14 protein-coding genes and 1 tRNA gene are annotated in these 15,615 nt (G+C 73.4%); 11 read left to right on the top strand and 4 right to left on the bottom strand.

The window, feature by feature from the left end; all coding sequences use genetic code 11:
- The first annotated feature begins 176 nt into the window (after positions 1-176).
- The 8 genes from O1G22_RS26660 (at position 177) to O1G22_RS26625 (ending at position 6,640) form a co-directional block, all read left to right on the top strand.
- Complete coding sequence (locus O1G22_RS26660) at positions 177-1,121, top strand: phosphatase PAP2 family protein (RefSeq protein ID WP_270086553.1); 945 nt, start codon at positions 177-179, stop codon at positions 1,119-1,121.
- The gene (locus tag O1G22_RS26655; RefSeq protein ID WP_428986407.1) at positions 1,018-2,292 is read left to right on the top strand and encodes a hypothetical protein; all 1,275 of its coding nucleotides are present in this window, start codon (positions 1,018-1,020) and stop codon (positions 2,290-2,292) included. Before O1G22_RS26660 ends, O1G22_RS26655 begins: the two co-directional genes overlap by 104 nt.
- On the top strand, positions 2,283-3,872 hold the full coding sequence (locus O1G22_RS26650) for a hypothetical protein (RefSeq protein WP_270083621.1): 1,590 nt from the start codon (positions 2,283-2,285) through the stop codon (positions 3,870-3,872). The genes O1G22_RS26655 and O1G22_RS26650 overlap by 10 nt, the downstream gene beginning before the upstream one ends.
- A gap of 5 nt (positions 3,873-3,877) precedes the next feature.
- Positions 3,878-5,224 carry an AAA domain-containing protein gene (locus O1G22_RS26645; protein WP_270083620.1) on the top strand — a complete coding sequence of 449 codons (1,347 nt, stop codon included), beginning with the start codon at positions 3,878-3,880 and terminating at the stop codon, positions 5,222-5,224.
- A complete protein-coding gene (locus O1G22_RS26640; RefSeq protein ID WP_270083619.1) occupies positions 5,221-5,418 on the top strand; it encodes a hypothetical protein in 198 nt (65 codons plus the stop codon). The genes O1G22_RS26645 and O1G22_RS26640 overlap by 4 nt, the downstream gene beginning before the upstream one ends.
- Before the next feature lie 95 nt (positions 5,419-5,513).
- A complete protein-coding gene (locus O1G22_RS26635) occupies positions 5,514-5,882 on the top strand; it encodes a hypothetical protein (RefSeq protein ID WP_270083618.1) in 369 nt (122 codons plus the stop codon).
- Positions 5,883-6,003: 121 nt separating this feature from the next.
- Complete coding sequence (locus tag O1G22_RS26630) at positions 6,004-6,576, top strand: bifunctional DNA primase/polymerase (protein WP_270083617.1); 573 nt, start codon at positions 6,004-6,006, stop codon at positions 6,574-6,576.
- Positions 6,567-6,640 (top strand) — tRNA-Lys (locus O1G22_RS26625). Before O1G22_RS26630 ends, O1G22_RS26625 begins: the two co-directional genes overlap by 10 nt.
- A gap of 74 nt (positions 6,641-6,714) precedes the next feature.
- On the opposite strand, the gene O1G22_RS26620 is transcribed toward O1G22_RS26625, so the two are convergent.
- Positions 6,715-7,968, bottom strand: coding sequence for a M6 family metalloprotease domain-containing protein (locus tag O1G22_RS26620; RefSeq protein WP_270083616.1), 1,254 nt, complete (start codon positions 7,966-7,968; stop codon positions 6,715-6,717).
- 338 nt (positions 7,969-8,306) lie between these two features.
- On the opposite strand from O1G22_RS26620, the gene O1G22_RS26615 reads away from it, so the two are divergent.
- Positions 8,307-10,109 (top strand): putative bifunctional diguanylate cyclase/phosphodiesterase, encoded by a 1,803-nt coding sequence (locus O1G22_RS26615; protein WP_270083615.1) that lies wholly within the window; start codon positions 8,307-8,309, stop codon positions 10,107-10,109.
- Here the strand turns inward: O1G22_RS26615 and O1G22_RS26610 are convergent.
- The 3 genes from O1G22_RS26610 to O1G22_RS26600 all read right to left on the bottom strand — a co-directional run bounded on the left by O1G22_RS26610 (position 10,088) and on the right by O1G22_RS26600 (position 12,806).
- Positions 10,088-11,185, bottom strand: coding sequence for an LLM class flavin-dependent oxidoreductase (locus tag O1G22_RS26610; RefSeq protein ID WP_270083614.1), 1,098 nt, complete (start codon positions 11,183-11,185; stop codon positions 10,088-10,090). The two genes, O1G22_RS26615 and O1G22_RS26610, sit on opposite strands and share 22 nt — an antisense overlap.
- 95 nt (positions 11,186-11,280) lie before the next feature.
- Complete coding sequence (locus O1G22_RS26605) at positions 11,281-12,012, bottom strand: maleate cis-trans isomerase family protein (RefSeq protein WP_270083613.1); 732 nt, start codon at positions 12,010-12,012, stop codon at positions 11,281-11,283.
- Positions 12,009-12,806, bottom strand: a complete 798-nt coding sequence (locus tag O1G22_RS26600) for a maleate cis-trans isomerase family protein (protein ID WP_270083612.1) — start codon at positions 12,804-12,806, stop codon at positions 12,009-12,011. Before O1G22_RS26600 ends, O1G22_RS26605 begins: the two co-directional genes overlap by 4 nt.
- 235 nt (positions 12,807-13,041) lie before the next feature.
- Between O1G22_RS26600 and O1G22_RS26595 the strand changes: the two genes are divergently transcribed.
- Both O1G22_RS26595 and O1G22_RS26590 read left to right on the top strand, forming a co-directional pair.
- On the top strand, positions 13,042-13,992 hold the full coding sequence (locus O1G22_RS26595; protein ID WP_270083611.1) for a D-2-hydroxyacid dehydrogenase: 951 nt from the start codon (positions 13,042-13,044) through the stop codon (positions 13,990-13,992).
- 17 nt (positions 13,993-14,009) lie between these two features.
- Positions 14,010-15,419: an amidase gene (locus O1G22_RS26590; RefSeq protein ID WP_270083610.1), complete on the top strand. Its 1,410-nt coding sequence runs from the start codon at positions 14,010-14,012 to the stop codon at positions 15,417-15,419.
- Positions 15,420-15,615: the final 196 nt, after the last annotated feature.

Below are 15,615 nucleotides of genomic sequence, written 5' to 3'. Positions count from 1 at the left end.
TCTCGGCGTCTTCGAGGGCTGAGCGCCCGCGCGGGCGCGTGCCTGGGCGAACGCTCGGGTCGCCCTCAAGCGACGAGGGAGCGCCCGCGTGGGCGATGTACGGACACCGTAAAGTGGCACGGTCGCCCGTCGGGGCGTACCGCACCGCACAGTACGACAAGGGGGAGGGCGATCGGATGCCGCAGACCGAGACACCGGGCACCGAGGCGGTCCCGCGTACCCGGCTGCGCTGGTGGACCGAGCTGCCCCTGATCCTCCTGGTCTACGGCTGCTACTCGGCCGGCCGCCTGCTCGCGCGCGGTGACGTCGCCTCAGCCGTCGACCACGGTCTGGCGATCCTGCGCATCGAGAAGGCGCTGCACCTGAACGCCGAGCACCCGCTCAACCGCCTGTTCACGCGCGAGGCCTGGCTCGGTGTGCCGGCGGACTTCTGGTACGCCTCGCTGCACTACCTGATCACGCCCGCCATCCTGATCTGGCTGTTCCGGGCCCGCGCCGAGCACTACCGGCGGGCCCGCACCTGGCTGATGACGTCCACGTTCATCGGCCTGATCGGCTTCACGCTGCTGCCGACCTGCCCGCCCCGGCTGCTGTCCGCCGGGCACGGCTTCGTGGACACCATGGCGTACTACAGCTCCTACGGCTGGTGGGGCGGCGAGGCCAGCGCGCCGCGCGGCCTGGGCGGGATGACCAACCAGTACGCGGCGATGCCGAGCCTGCACGTCGGCTGGGCGCTGTGGTGCGGGGTGATGCTGTGGCGGCACGGGGGCACGCGCGTCGCGAAGATCCTCGGGGTCGCCTATCCGCTGGGCACCGCGCTGGTGGTCATGGGAACCGCCAACCACTACCTGCTGGACGCGGTCGCGGGCGTCGCCGTGATGGGCGTCGGTCACCTGCTGGCGCCGCGTGTGATGCGGGGCCTGGACCGGCTGCGGGCCCGCCTGTTCCCGCGCTCCACGGCCGTCGCGGGCGCCACGGTTCCCCCGATTGTCAGTGGCGGATGCCAGACTTCCGCGGGTGAGCGAATTCCACGCCAGCGCGCCTCCCAGCCCGACGCCGGGTCCGCAGCGGACGCCTCCCCCAGCGACGAGGGCGAAGACGCTGCGGCACCGGCTCGCTGAGCTGCGCGGTCCCGACGTACCGGCCAAGGCCCTGGACGCGCGCGCCCTCGCGGCGCTCGCCGCGAACCCCGGGTGCCGCCGGCGGGCGATCCTGGACGGCGCCGGGGTGGACAAGGTGCGGCTGGCGGGCGCGCTGGGCGCGCCGTCCGGTTTCGGGCAGTCGCAGTTCGCGCTGACCCGGGGCAACGCGTTCGAGGCACGGGTGAAGGCGGACGGCGGCGCGGAGCTGCTGCGCCTGGCGCACGCCCGCCTCGACCCGGGCGCCGAGCCGCCCGAGGCGGCCGCCGTACCCGACCTGACCGCGCACGGCCCCGAGGGGCGTACGGCCCGTACGGCGCTGGCATTGCGCGAGGCCACGCGCGCGGGCGGCTGGACGCTGCTCGACCATCCGATGCTGGCGCTGGACGTGGCGGGTTCGCTCGCGTTCCTGGAGCCGGACGCGGTCGTGGTGCACCCCGACGGCAGCTGGTCGGTGGTGGAGATCAAGTCGTTCCCGATGCTGGACGGCGCGGCGGACCCGGCGAAGGTCGGCGCGGCGGCCCGCCAGGCGGCGGTGTACGTGCTGGCCCTGGAGGAGGTGGCCGAGCGCATCGGTGCGGAGCCGGAGGGGCACGCCGGTGCCGAGGGGGACGGGGGTCCCCGGAGGCAAAGCGCCCATGGCGGCACCCGCGCTGCGGTCGTACGGCACCGGGTGCTGCTGGTGTGCCCGAAGGACTTCTCCAACCTGGCCGCCGCCTCCGCCGTGGACGTGCGCAAGCAGCGCGCGGTCACCGCCCGCCAGCTGGCCCGGCTCACCCGGATCGAGGAGATCGCCGAGGCCCTGCCCGAGGGCACGTGCTTCGCGCCCGACCGCAGTGCCGAGGAGCTGACGGCGGCGGTGGCGGCGGTGCCGGCGACGTACGCGCCGGAGTGTCTGTCGGCGTGCGAACTGGCCTTCCACTGCCGGGAACTCGCGCGTGAGGCGGGCGCCGTCACCCGCCTCGGCCGGCCGCTGCGCGCCGAACTGGGCGGTCTGGCCACGGTCGAGGAGGTCCTCGCGGCGGCCCGGGGCTTCAGCGGCGACCCGGACGACCCGGCGGTGGCGGCCCTGCGCCGGGCGGCGGCCCTGCGCGCCGAGGCGCTGGAGAGCGCGAAGGCACGGGCGGGGGCGGAGGTGGCCGCGTGTCGCTGATCACCACCCTGGCCCGGCTGGAGGCCGTCGACAGCGGCCGGGCCCAGCCCCTCGCGACCGTCCGGCACCGTCATCTGTCCGAGCGCCCGCTGGTGTTCGTGCCGCTCACCACGGCCGGCGAGACCGGCGCCCCGCTCGGCGCGCTGGTCGGCACCGACCGGGACGAGCCGCGCCTGCTGGTCGTACCGCAGCCCCGCGACCGCGAACTGCGGTTCGGCTTCCTCGCCGACCTGGCCGAGGTGATCCTGCCGTACATCGACGCGCACGCGCAGGCGGTGGAGGCGGCCGAGCGCACCGAGACCGACCCGGAGACCGGCAAGCGGGTCAAGGTCGAGGTGGAGCTGTGCGCGGACGCGCCCCAGCTGATCGTGCCGAGCCGCACGGGCCTGGACTTCGTACGGCTGCTGGGCCGCTCGATGCGGTTTCGCCGTACGGCCGAGCAGGACCCTCAGGCGCCGCATCCGGCGCCGCCGCACATCCCGTTGCTGGGCCGCTGGCTGACCCACTACGGCGAGCGGGCCCGGGTGCCCGGCTCCTCGCTCCTGCTGGCCCTCACCGACGTGCTGTCCCGGCACTGGGCGACCGGCCAGTCCAGCCTGGAGGACCAGCACCTGGGCGCGCTGCTCGCCTGGATCGACCCTCCCCAAGGGATGACCGGCGCCGAGGCCGCGCGCGTGGCGGAGCTGGCGCGGGACGCCGACGGCCAGTTGCTGTGCCCGCCGGCCGGCCCCGCCACCGACCCGGCGTTCGACAACGGGCTGCTGGCCCCGGCGATCGAGCGCTACGACCGCGCGCGTGCCGCCCTCGCCGCCGCCGAGGACCCCGTGGCCGCCGACGACCGGCTGGCCGCGCTCACCGCGGCCGAGCGGGAGATCCGCGACCTGGTGGAGAGCCGTACCCGGCCCACCTGGGACGCGGTGTGGCGGGGCCTGGACCTGCTGCGGGCGCTGCCGGAGGGCGCGCATGCCGAGGAGCGCTGGATCCGGGACCGCTGGTCGTTCACCGCTCACCGGGACCGGGTGCTGGCCGGCGAGCCTCCGCAGCCGCGCCGGGACGACGCGGTGACGGCGGCGAACAAGCTGGCCACGCGCGAGCGCGAGCAGGCCCGGCTGGAGGCGCAGGAGGCGCTGGACGACCCGCTGGTGATGGCGGGGCGTCGGCTGGCCGGGGAGGCGTTCGCGGGCGAGGTGCTGGACGTCGTCATGGCGTACAGCGAGGGCAAGCGGCCGAGCCCGCGCCCGCTGGTGACGGTCCGCACGGACGATCTGCCGCAGCTGGCGGAGCGGGTGAAGGTGTACCGCTCGCTGGCCGGCAAGCCGCAGTCGGCGGAGTTCGTCGGGCAGGAGGCCGAGGGCGTCCTGGTCCTGCGCGTGCTGGACAAGATGGGCCGCGGCAAGGAGCCGGAGCCCGGGTCGGTGCCGGAGAAGGGCGACCGGATCTGCTTCACGCTCTTCGAGCACGAACAGCGCGGCGGCCCGAAGCTGCCCGACCCCGAGCAGACCCCGTGGACGCACGGCGGCCCGCCGGGCGAGTCCGCACCGGAGGCGCCCGACGCCGTGACCGAGGAGGACGTCCTGTGAGCCCCGTGAGCGCTGTGCCGGCCTCCGGCTTCGACCCCGGTGCCGCGGCCGCCCGTGCCACCGACGCGATCCTCCACGACACCCTGCACGGCACCGAGCGGGGCGTGGTCGTGGACTCCCCGCCGGGTGCCGGCAAGTCGACGCTGGTGGTCCGCGCGGCACTCGAACTGGCCGACGCGGAGCGCCCGTTGATGGTGGTGGCGCAGACGAACGCCCAGGTGGACGACCTGGTCCTGCGGCTCGCCGAGAAGAACTCGGAGCTGCCGGTCGGCCGGCTGCACAGCAGCGACGCGGACGCGTACGACTCGGCGCTGGACGCGCTGCCGCAGGTCCGTACGTCGGCGAAGGCGGCCGACCTGAAGGGCCTCCCGGTGGTCCTCTCCACGGCCGCGAAGTGGGCGCACGTCACGGTGGACGAGCCGTGGCGGCACGCGATCGTGGACGAGGCGTACCAGATGCGCTCGGACGCGCTGCTGGCCGTGGCCGGGCTGTTCGAGCGGGCGCTGTTCGTGGGTGACCCGGGGCAGCTGGACCCGTTCGCGATCGTCGGCAGCGAGCAGTGGGCGGGCCTGTCGTACGACCCTTCGGCCTCAGCCGTCACCACGCTCCTGGCGCACAACCCGGCTCTCCCCCAGCACCGCCTCCCGGTCTCCTGGCGGCTCCCGGCCTCGGCGGCTCCGCTGGTCTCGGACGCGTTCTATCCCTACACTCCCTTCCGTAGCGGCACGGACCACGCCGACCGCGCACTGTCCTTCGCCGTCCCGTCGGACGGCTCCGGCCCGGACCGGGTGATCGACGAGGCGGCGCGCTCCGGCTGGGGCCTGCTGGAGCTGCCCGCCCGGCACACCCCGCGCACGGACCCGGAGGCGGTCCGCGCGGTGGCCACGGTGGTCCGCCGCCTGCTGGACCGAGGCGGCGCGGCCACCTCGGAGCGCTCACCGGCCCCCTCCCCCCTCACTCCCGACCGCATCGCCGTCGGCACGGCCCACCGCGACCAGGCGGCGGCGGTCCGCGCGGCCCTCGCCGGCCTGGGCGTGGCGGACGTCACGGTCGACACGGCGAACCGCCTCCAGGGCCGCGAGTACGACGTGACGGTCGTCCTGCACCCGCTCTCCGGCCGCCCCGACGCCACCGCCTTCCACCTGGAGACCGGCCGCCTGTGCGTCCTGGCCTCCCGCCACCGCCACGCGTGCATCGTGGTCTGCCGCGCCGGCGTGAGCGACCTCCTGGACGACTACCCCTCCACGGAACCGGTCCAGCTGGGCACGCTGGTGAAGTTTCCCGACGGCTGGGAAGCGAACCACGCGGTCCTCGCCCACCTGGCGGAACACCGGGTGAGCTGGCGCCCATGACCAAACCCACCCCGCCCCCGACACCCCCCGGCCGGACGGAGGCCGGCACGCCGCCGGAGGCGGCCCATGAACACAGCCCCGACGGCTGGGAAGCCAACCACGCGGTCCTCGCCCACCTCGCGGAACACCGAGTCGCCCATGACCAAACCCACCCCGCCCACCTGGCGGAACACCGGGTGAGCTGGACGCCGTAGGTCGTCCGGGAGGGGCCCTTGCGGGGGCGCGGGACAATGGACGGTGGCCCACCTGAAGGCGGTGCCCTGCGAACCGTACGAGGAGGAGACAAGACATGGCGGAGCCCACGCCGCGTCGTACCGAACCGCGGCTACGCCCCGCGCCCCTGATCTTCGAGCCCGCGGAGGCGGCCGGCGATCCCGAGCACTTCTTCGACCTGGAGTCGATCGAGGATCCGCGGGCGCTGCTGAGCCGGGCGACGGAGCTGGCCCAGGCTTTCCGCGCGGCCGCCGACCGGGCCGTGGAGTTCCAGGCCGTCGCGGCGGCCCAGCTCGCCGACCCGCGCCGCTTCGACCGGCTGACCCCGGCGGACATCGCCGAGCGCGCGGAGTGGACCGAGGACTACGCGAAGAGGATGGTCGAGTTCGGGCGGGACCTGATGCGGGGCAACGGCGAGGGGCGCACGTCCCCCGACCCCGTGTGAGCGATGAGGCAACCCGTCTGGCATATGCCGGGCGGGCAAGATACTCCTCTCCCACCGCTGTTGTCCGGGTTTTCGGCAACTCAGAAGAATGGTGCGCTCACACCCGGTACATCTAGGTGGCATGAGCAGCGCACCGAACGTCACCCGAGTCACCCCCGAGGGCGTCGCCTGGCTCGCCTCGGCAGGAACGTACCCCTGGCGCACGCTCGCCCGCTGGGAGCGGCACCCGGACGCCCCGCTCGTCCTGCCCTGCGGCACCGCCTTCGACGTGGTGAGCGCCCCCGCGATCTTCGGCCGCCGGATGCTGGACCAGCTGTGGGACGAGGGGCCGGGCTCGGGCCCGGTCGCGGTGTTCCGGGGCCGCATGCTGCTGTTCGCCGCCCCGGGCACGGCCCACCGGCTGCCCTCGCTGCTGGCCTGGGAGGAGTGGGGCTCGCACCGTACGGACGCGGTGCCGCCGCTGCTGTGCCACGGCACCGGCGACGAGGTGACCGTCCCGGCCCCGGGCGGCGAGGGCATCGGCGCGGGCGACTGCCGCTGGCTGGTGGCCCCGGACCAGCGTCGCCCCTGGCTGCCGGGCCCGGAGGTGGTCCTCTGGGCGGCGGTGCGGGCGGCCAGGGCGGCGGTGCGGATATCGATTTTTCCTCCCGCCGACCAGGATGCTAATGTCTACGACGTCAGCAGGCGCCGCTAGCTCAGTTGGTTAGAGCAGCTGACTCTTAATCAGCGGGTCCGGGGTTCGAGTCCCTGGCGGCGCACGCGAAAGAGGACGGCGGGTCCGATTCGAAAGAATCGGACCCGCCGTTTTCGTGCACACGCCACCCCTCGACCGTCAGTCTCTGACCCCCGGCGTGATCTTCACCGTCCACTCCCCCGCGACCGTCCGGCCCTCCACCTCCACCTTCACGCCCTCCCCGGGCACGGTGAAGCTCTCCCCCAGGGCGACCGGGGCGTCGGCGAGCGGCGGGTAGACCGAGTTCTCCCAGCAGGCCGCGGTGTGCGGGTGGGCGTCCACGACCTCCACCGGGCCAGCACCGGACTCCGCGCCGCTTCCGATCCGGTACACCAGCACCCCCTCCCGGCAGCCGGCCCGGTCGTTGCCGGCCGCGACACGCACCTCGAAGGCCAGGGCGCTGTCCGGGCCGGTGCGCACGACCGCCAGTTTCACCCCGTGCCCGAGGCCGAAGGCCGGGGCGCCCGCCGTGCCCCGCACCGGCACGCCCGGGCCGGCCTCCAGCGGCTCCAGGGACAGCCGGGTCGGCCCCGCGCCGCGCACGCACACCACCTGGCGCGGGTCCAGCCAGCCGAGTTTCCACTTGTGCCAGGCGAAGAAGTCGGGCGAGAGGCCGAACTGGCTGCCCATCAGGTCCCAGTCGCCGACGTAGGTGTCCCAGTCGCCCTTGCCGTCGACCGGGCGGTGGTAGAGGTCCGGCAGGTCGAAGACATGGCCGGTCTCGTGGGCGAGGACCAGGCGGTCCGGCGGGTGTTTCTCGAAGACCGTGACGACACGGCGGACGTCCGTGCCGTCCACGTGCACCGGCGTGTCGAGGTTCACGACCTTCGTGGCGTCCGAGTCGACGCCGGGCGCGTCGGGGTCGGCGACGAAGTACACGACCTGGTAGCGGGAGAAGTCCACCTGGGGGTCGGCGGTGGCGAAGGCGTCCTGCAGATAGGTGGCGCGGCTCTCGGCGCTCCAGTCGCGCTTCATGGCGTACGCCGTGGAGGGCTTCGGCATGCGCAGCCAGTGGTTCAGCGCGTGCGGGCGCAGGGTGAAGCGACCGTAGGAGGCCTGCGCGTAGTAGCGGCTGGTGGCCGGGAAGTGGTCGGCGGTCAGCTGGGCGGGGGTGGTGCGCGGGGTGGCGTCCGGGAAGGACAGGTAGATCAGGACGGCGTCGAAGGTGCCGGTCGGGCGGGCGTAGTCCGGGTTCCAGGTGTCGGCGCCCTCCGAGTGGTGGGCGTCGGTGCGGTGCAGGGCGCAGGGGGCGGTGGAGAAGGACTCGGCGACCGAGGGGCCGGAGAGGATCGAGGTGGCGGCGAGCGCCGACAACGTGGTGCACACGGCGGCGGCGCTGCGCAGCTTGGGCACGGACTTGACCTCCGGACGCGGTTCACGGGACCCGCATTCCACCTTGAGGGGGTTAAGTACGCTTTGCCCTGTTTTCCGGCACCAGAAGGGTGAGCGCGCTCCGCGGCGCTCACGGCGCGCTCCGGCGCTCGACACCCCGAAGCACTCACGGAACGTCACAACTGGTCGGGGGCCTGAAGAACCCGTCCAGGTGCGGGCAGAAACGATCTGTCAGAACCCTTGCTCGATCCGGGACACTGGAGAGTGGCTGGAAGGGCTCGGGGCCAGCCTCTATGATCGGCACACTTTCCGGCACGGACAGGCACGGACACAGATCGAGTGCACTGCGGGAGCGAGCGGTGAGCGGAACGTCCGAAGGGCCGACGCCCGCGGCAGACCTCGACCGGTCAGCCGTCACAGACAGTGACCACACCACCTATCACCGTGTCTTCGCGGCCGCCCCCCTCGCCATGGCCGTCGTGGACCGCGCGGGACTCGTCGTCCGTGCCAACGCGGCCTTCGGGGAGCTGCTCGGCACCGCCACGGACACCCTCACCGGCCGGGTCGCCGCCGATCTGGTGGACCTGGCCTCCGACACCCGCAGCTGGCACGCCTACCGCGAGGTCCTGCGCGGCCGGCAGGCCCGGCTGCGCTGCACCCGCCGGCTGAAGCACCCCGAGGGGCACTCGGTGTGGGTGCAGGTCACCGTGGCCCCGCTGAGCGGCGAACCCGGGGTCCTGCTGTCGGTCGCCGATGTCAGCGCCCGCCGGGAACTCCAGGCGCGGCTACGGCACTTGCAGATGCACGACCCGGTGACCCGGCTGCCCAACCGCACCCTGTTCTTCGAGCGCCTGTCGGCCGCGCTGGAGGCGGAGTCGTACGAGGAGAGCGGCACCGGCCGGATCGGCCTGTGCTATCTGGACCTCGACGGGTTCAAGGCCGTCAACGACACCCTCGGCCACCGGGTCGGCGACCGGCTGCTCGCGGCCGTCGCCGAGCGGCTGACCCGGGTCGCCGACGAGGCCGGGTACGCCCGCGCCGCGACTCCCCTGGTGGCCCGGCTCGGCGGTGACGAGTTCGCGCTGCTCGTGGAGGACTCCACCGGCACCGAACAGCTCGCGGATCTCGCCGAGTCGGCGCTCAAGGCCCTGGAGGACCCCTTCGACCTGTCGGGCCAGCGGCTGTCCCTGACCGCCTCCATCGGCGTCGTGGAGCGCCACGCGGCCGGTACGACGGCCACCGGTCTGATGCAGGCCGCGGACACGACCCTGTACTGGGCGAAGGCCGACGGCAAGGGCCGCTGGACCCTGTTCGACCCCGAGCGCAACGCGCACCGGATGACCCGTCAGGCCCTGTCCTCCACCTTGCGCCCCGCCATCGAGCGTGGCGAATTCGCCCTCGAATACCAGCCGTTGGTCGGCATGGAGGACGGCCGACTGTCCGGGGTCGAGGCGCTGGTGCGCTGGCATCACCCGCAGTTCGGCACGCTGACGCCGAATCGGTTCATCGGGCTGGCCGAGGAGGACGGCTCGATCGTGCAGCTCGGCCGCTGGGCGCTGCGCACCGCCTGCCGGCAGGCCCGCCGCTGGCAGCTGGCCCACCCCGGCGAGCCGCCCATCTTCGTCAGCGTCAACGTGGCCGTACGGCAGGTGTGGGACTCGGACCTGGTGGCCGACGTGGCCGAGGTGCTCGCCGAGACCGGCCTGGCCCCGCACCTGCTCCAGCTGGAGCTGACCGAGTCGGCGGTGATGGGCTCGGCCGGCCGCCCGCTCCAGGCCCTGCAGGCCCTCAGCGACATGGGTGTGCGCATCGCCATCGACGACTTCGGCACCGGCTACTCCAACCTCGCCTACCTCAGCCGCCTGCCCGTCTCCACACTGAAGCTGGACGGTTCCTTCGTGCGCGGCTTCCAGTACGAGGGCGAGCAGAAGGCGATCGCGCCGAACCCGGCGGACGAGGTCATCGTCGAGGCGATGATCCAGCTGGCCCACCGCCTGGGCATCACCGTCACCGCCGAGTGCGTGGAGACCTCCGCCCAGGCCACCCGGCTGCGCCGCATCGGCTGCGACACCGGCCAGGGCTGGCTGTACTCCCGCCCGGTGCCGCCGGATCGTATCTCCGAGCTGCTCGGCGAGCAGACCTACGCGGTCGGCAAGCCGTAGGCGTCCGCGATCAACTCGTAGGAACGCAGCCGCAGTTCACCGCGGTGGGCGTGGCTGACCAGCATCAGCTCGTCGGCGCCGGTGCGCTTTTGCAGATCATCCAGGCCGGAGCGGACCTCGTCGGCGGTGCCGTGCACGATGTTGGCCGTCCAGGAGGTGATGAACTCCTCCTCCATCGGGCTGAACTCGTGCTGCTCGGCCTCGGCCGGGTCGGGGAAGAGGCCGGGGCGGCCGGTGCGCAGCCGGAGCATGTTCAGGGCCATCGCCCGGGTCTGGCGGCCGGCCTCGCGCGGGTCGTCCGTGGCGAGGGCGGAGACGCCGATGAGAGCGTACGGCTCGTCGAGGACCGCGGAGGGGCGGAACGTCTGCCGGTACAGGTCGAGGGCCGGGATGGTGTTCTGCGCGGAGAAGTGGTGCGCGAAAGCGAACGGCAGGCCCAGCATCCCGGCGAGGCGGGCGCTGAAGCCGGAAGAGCCGAGCAGCCAGACCGGCGGGCGGTGCGGGGACTGGACGCCACCCGGGCTGGTCGCCTGCACCGGCCCGGGGATGGCATGAATACGGCGGTACGGATGCCCGTCGGGGAAGTCGTCGTCCAGGAAGCGGATGAGCTCGGCGAGCTGCTGCGGGAAGTCGTCGGCGCCCTCGTTGAGCGTCTCGCTACGGCGCAGGGCCGCGGCCGTGGCCCCGTCCGTGCCCGGCGCCCGCCCGAGCCCCAGGTCCACCCGGCCCGGCGCCATCGCCTCCAGCGTCCCGAACTGCTCGGCGATCACCAGCGGGGCGTGATTGGGCAGCATCACACCACCCGAGCCGAGCCGGATGCGGTCGGTGTGGGCGGCGAGGTGGGCGAGGATCACGGCGGGCGAGGAGGAGGCGACCCCCGGCATGGAGTGGTGCTCGGCCACCCAGTACCGGTGGAACCCGCGGGCCTCCGTGAACTTGGCCAGCGCCACACTGGTGCGCAGGGCGTCACCGGCGGTACTGCCCGCGCCGACGGTCACCAGGTCCAGTACGGAGAGGGGGACGGGGGCGGTGCCGAGCGTCGCACCCCGGATCTCGTCTGCCTCGTCTGCCGACACGGTGTGGCCTCCTGATTGTGGCGTGGGCTGTCCTCGCCTTCGGCTAACAGGAGGCTGTCTCCGCTTATTCCTCGCCGAGCCGTCGGAGCCGAGCGTCAGACCTGCACGATCGGCTCCCGCGTGAACAGTGCCCCCAGCCTCGGCGCGTTCACCCGCCGGTCGGCCAGCCGCAGGCCCTCCCACACCGTCACCTGGTTGGCCGTGAGCACCCGCTTGCCCAGCTCCTTCTCCAGCAGCGGAAGGTGTGCGGCCGTGTGCAGGGCCGTGTCCGGGAGCAGTACCGCCTCCGCGTCCGGAGTGTCGGCGGCCCGCGCCAGCGCCAGCACCTCCGCCTCCCCCCACGTGCCGACCTCCGCCGCCGTGACGATCCCCGACGAGCGCACCCCGGTCACCTCCAGGCCGCCAGCCCGCAGGAAGTCGGCGAACAGTGCGGCCACGTCGTCCGGGTAGGTCGCGCCGACGGCGACCCGGCGTACCCCGATCTCCTGGGCCGCGTGCACGAAGGCGAACGACGTCGAGGAGGCGGGCATGCCGGCCAGCCGGGCCAGGGTGCGCACCTGGTCCCGGGCGCCCTCCCAGCCGTGCACGAAGCTGCCGCTGGTGCACGCCCACACCACCGTCTCCGCGCCCGTGAGCCGCAGCTCGGCCACCCCGGCCGCGAGCCGCCGCTCGGAGCCCATCTCGCGCAGCGCGTCCACCCGGTGCGCGTCCTCGCCGATGTCGGTGTGGACCAGGTCCAGCCGGATGTCGCTGCCGAGGAGCTGCTCGATGCGCGGGTAGTCGTCCTCGCCGGAGTGGCCCGGGTAGAGGAATCCGAGTGCGGTCATGACGCCCCTTCTTGGTGCTCCTGCTGTTCTTCCGGCAGTACGGGGGGCCAGACGCGCGCCGACTCGTCGAGCAGCGCCTGATAGGGCCCCACGGCTCGGGTACCCAGCCTGCGCAGCGCCGCCCACATCGTGACCTGGTTGGCGGACAGCACCGGGATGCGCAGCTCGGCCTCCAGCTGGGGGATCACGTCGTACGTCGGCAGATTGGTGCAGGAGATGAACAGCGCGTCGGCGGCGCCGGGCCGGACCGCCTGCCGGGCCATGGCGACGACGTCCCGGTACGGCACCCGCCAGATCTCCCGGGTCAGCCCCATGAAGGCGCACCCGGTCACCTGCACGCCGGCCTCGGCGACGTACTCCTCCAGCACCCGGGTCACGGACACGGTGTACGGCGTGACCAGCGCGACCCGGCGTACGCCCAGCTCGGTCAGCGCCTCCAGCAGCGCGCCGGAGGTCGTCACCGCGGCCGGTGCGCCCGCGAGGCTCATCGCCGCGCACATCGCCCGCTCCCCGGCGATCCCGCCGACGAAGCTGCCGGAGGTGCAGGCGTAGCCGATGACCTCGGGGGCGACGGCGGTCAGGGCGCGGACCGCGTCGCCGAGGGTCTCGTGCTCGCTGACCAGCCGGGCCAGGTCCAGGCTCACCTCGACCGGCACGAACGGGGTGCGGGTCAGATGCAGCGACACCTCGTCCGGGACCCAGCGCCACAGCTCTCGGTCGAGGGCGAAGTCAAAAGGGGCTACGACCCCCACACCGCGCTGCGGGCGGGGTCCGCCGAGAAAGGAGACGTCCATGACAGGCACCGCCTCACGCGGAGAAGGAGAGGAGAACGAGGGGCAAGGGATGGCGTGTACGCCCGTGTTGACGAAGGTAGGTTCGGGTGCGAGCGTGGTCAATCCACGGATAATCCACGCATGTCAGACGCTTGAGCCACGCATGCCAGACGCTTGATCACGCATGTCGGACGCTTGAGCCGCGCATGCCGGTCGCTTGATCACGCATGTCGGACGACGCCCGGAGCCGCCCCGTATGACGACCCTTCCCACGCTCCTCGTCCTGGATGCCGAACCGCCGCCCCGGCTCGGCCGCCTCACCGGCCGGGCCCGGATCGTCCGCACGGACGCGGCGCGCCTGGCCGAGCGGCTGCCCGCGGCGGACGTCCTGCTGGTCTGGGACTTCACCTCGCACGCGGTGCGCGAGGCCTGGCCGGGCGACGGGCCCAGGCCGCGCTGGGTGCACACGGCGAGCGCGGGCGTGGACCATCTGATGTGCCCGGAGCTGGCCGCGTCCGACACGGTGGTGACCAACGCGCGCGGGATCTTCGACGCGGCGATCGCCGAGTACGTGGCGGCCCTGGTGCTGGCGGTCGCCAAGGATCTGCCGCGCACGCTGGAGCACCAGCGGCAGCGGGCCTGGCGGCACCGCGAGAGCCGGCGGGTGGCGGGCACGCGCGCGTGCGTGGTCGGCTCGGGTCCGATCGGCCGGGCGATCGTACGGACCCTGCGGGCGCTCGGCGTGACGACGGCCCTGGTGGGACGGGAAGCGCGGACCGGCGTCCACGGCCCGGCCGACCTGGACCGGCTGCTCTCCCGCGCGGACTGGGTGATCGCGGCGGCACCGCTCACCGAGCAGACGTACCGCATGTTCGACAGCCACCGGTTCGACGTGATGCAGCCGTCCGCGTTCTTCGTGAACGTCGGCCGCGGTCAGCTCGTCGACGAGGACGCCCTCGCCCACGCCCTGACCCGGCGCTGGATAGCGGGCGCCGCGCTGGACGTCTTCACCACCGAGCCCCTCCCCGAGGACAGCCCCCTGTGGAATCTGCCCGGTCTGATCGTCTCCCCGCACATGAGCGGCGACACGGTCGGCTGGCGGGACGAACTGGGTGAGCAGTTCGTGGAGTTGTACGAGCGGTGGGCGGCGGGCAGACCTCTGGTGAACGTGGTCGACAAGAAACGCGGCTACGTCCCCGGTCACTGACACCTCTGGGAGGGTGCATGCAGCTCACCGACCTGACCGCCGTTCAGCTCATCGAGGGGTACCGCAAGGGCGAGTTCAGTCCGGTGGAGGCGACCGAACAGACGCTGGAACGGGCCCGGCGGATCCAGCCGGAGGTGAACGCGTTCGTGCGGCTCACCGAGGAGGACGCGCGGGCGCGGGCGCGGGAGTCGGCGGAACGCTGGCGGCGCGGTGAGCCGGCGGGCCTGCTGGACGGGGTGCCGGTGACGGTGAAGGACATCCTTCTGCTGGCCGGCCACCCGACCTTGCGCGGCTCCTGGACCGTGTCCGAATCCGGGAGTTGGGCGGAGGACGCCCCGTCGGTGGCGCGGCTGCGCGAGCACGGCGCGGTGTTCCTGGGCAAGACCACGACCCCCGAGTTCGGCTGGAAGGGCGTCACGGACTCCCCGCTGTCCGGGATCACCCGCAACCCGCACGACCCCTCCCGCACCGCCGGCGGCTCCAGCGGGGGCAGCGCGGCGGCCGTCGCGCTCGGCGCGGGCCCGCTGTCGCTGGGCACGGACGGCGGCGGCAGCATCCGGATCCCGGCCGCGTTCTGCGGGATCTTCGGACTGAAACCGACGTACGGCAGGGTGCCGCTGTACCCGGCGAGCGCGTTCGGCACCCTCTCCCACGCGGGCCCGATGACCCGGGACGCGGCCGACGCGGCCCTGCTGCTCGACGTGATCGGCGCCCCGGACGCCCGCGACTGGTCAGCCCTGCCACCCGCGCCGGGCTCCTTCACGGAGGCTCTGCGGGGAGGCGTGCGGGGCCTGCGGGTGGCGTACTCCCCGTCCCTGGGCGGCCAGGTGGCGGTCCAGCCCGCGGTCGCGGCGGCGGTACGGCGGACCGTGGCGTCCCTCGCCGACCTCGGCGCGTACGTCGAGGAGGCCGACCCCGACTTCAGTGAACCGGTGGAGGCGTTCCACACCCTGTGGTTCAGCGGCGCGGCCCGGCTCACCCAGCGCTTCTCCCCACGCAAACGGCAGCTGCTGGACCCGGGTTTGCGGGAGATCTGCGTGCAGGGCGCCCGGTACAGCGCGCTGGACTATCTGGCCGCGGTGGACGTCCGCATGGACCTCGGGCGCCGGATGGGCCGCTTCCACGAGACGTACGACGTGCTGGTGACGCCGACCCTGCCGGTGACGGCGTTCGAGGCGGGCCTGGAGGTGCCCAGGGGCTCGGCCCACCACCGCTGGACCGGCTGGACCCCGTTCACCTACCCCTTCAACCTGACCCAGCAGCCCGCAGCCACCGTCCCGGTGGGGACGGACGAGGACGGGCTGCCGGTGGGGATGCAGCTCGTCGCGGCCCGGCACCGGGACGACCTGGTGCTGCGAGCGGCGCATGCGCTGTACGAGGCGGGGGTGGTGGCTGCGCCGGCGGTCACCACGGTCGCAAGGTCGTAGCGTCTCACCTCTCGCCGGAGCGGACATCCCTGTGACTGCGGAAATCTGCGCATCTTCGAGTGCGCCATCGGGGACGGATCCGAACTGTGCCCCGTCCTCCCTCATGGCGTTGGGCAGTCAGGACGTCGGGCACCGTGACGCAGTTCACAGGGAAAGGGTGACAGGGTGTTGTCGCGGGTAGCTGCGACGGTCGACG

Origin of the sequence: Streptomyces camelliae, assembly GCF_027625935.1 — a bacterium.
GTDB lineage: Bacteria > Actinomycetota > Actinomycetes > Streptomycetales > Streptomycetaceae > Streptomyces > Streptomyces camelliae.
The sequence above is the reverse complement of the archived record's forward strand: the minus strand, read 5'-3'. Positions and strand labels throughout refer to the sequence as shown.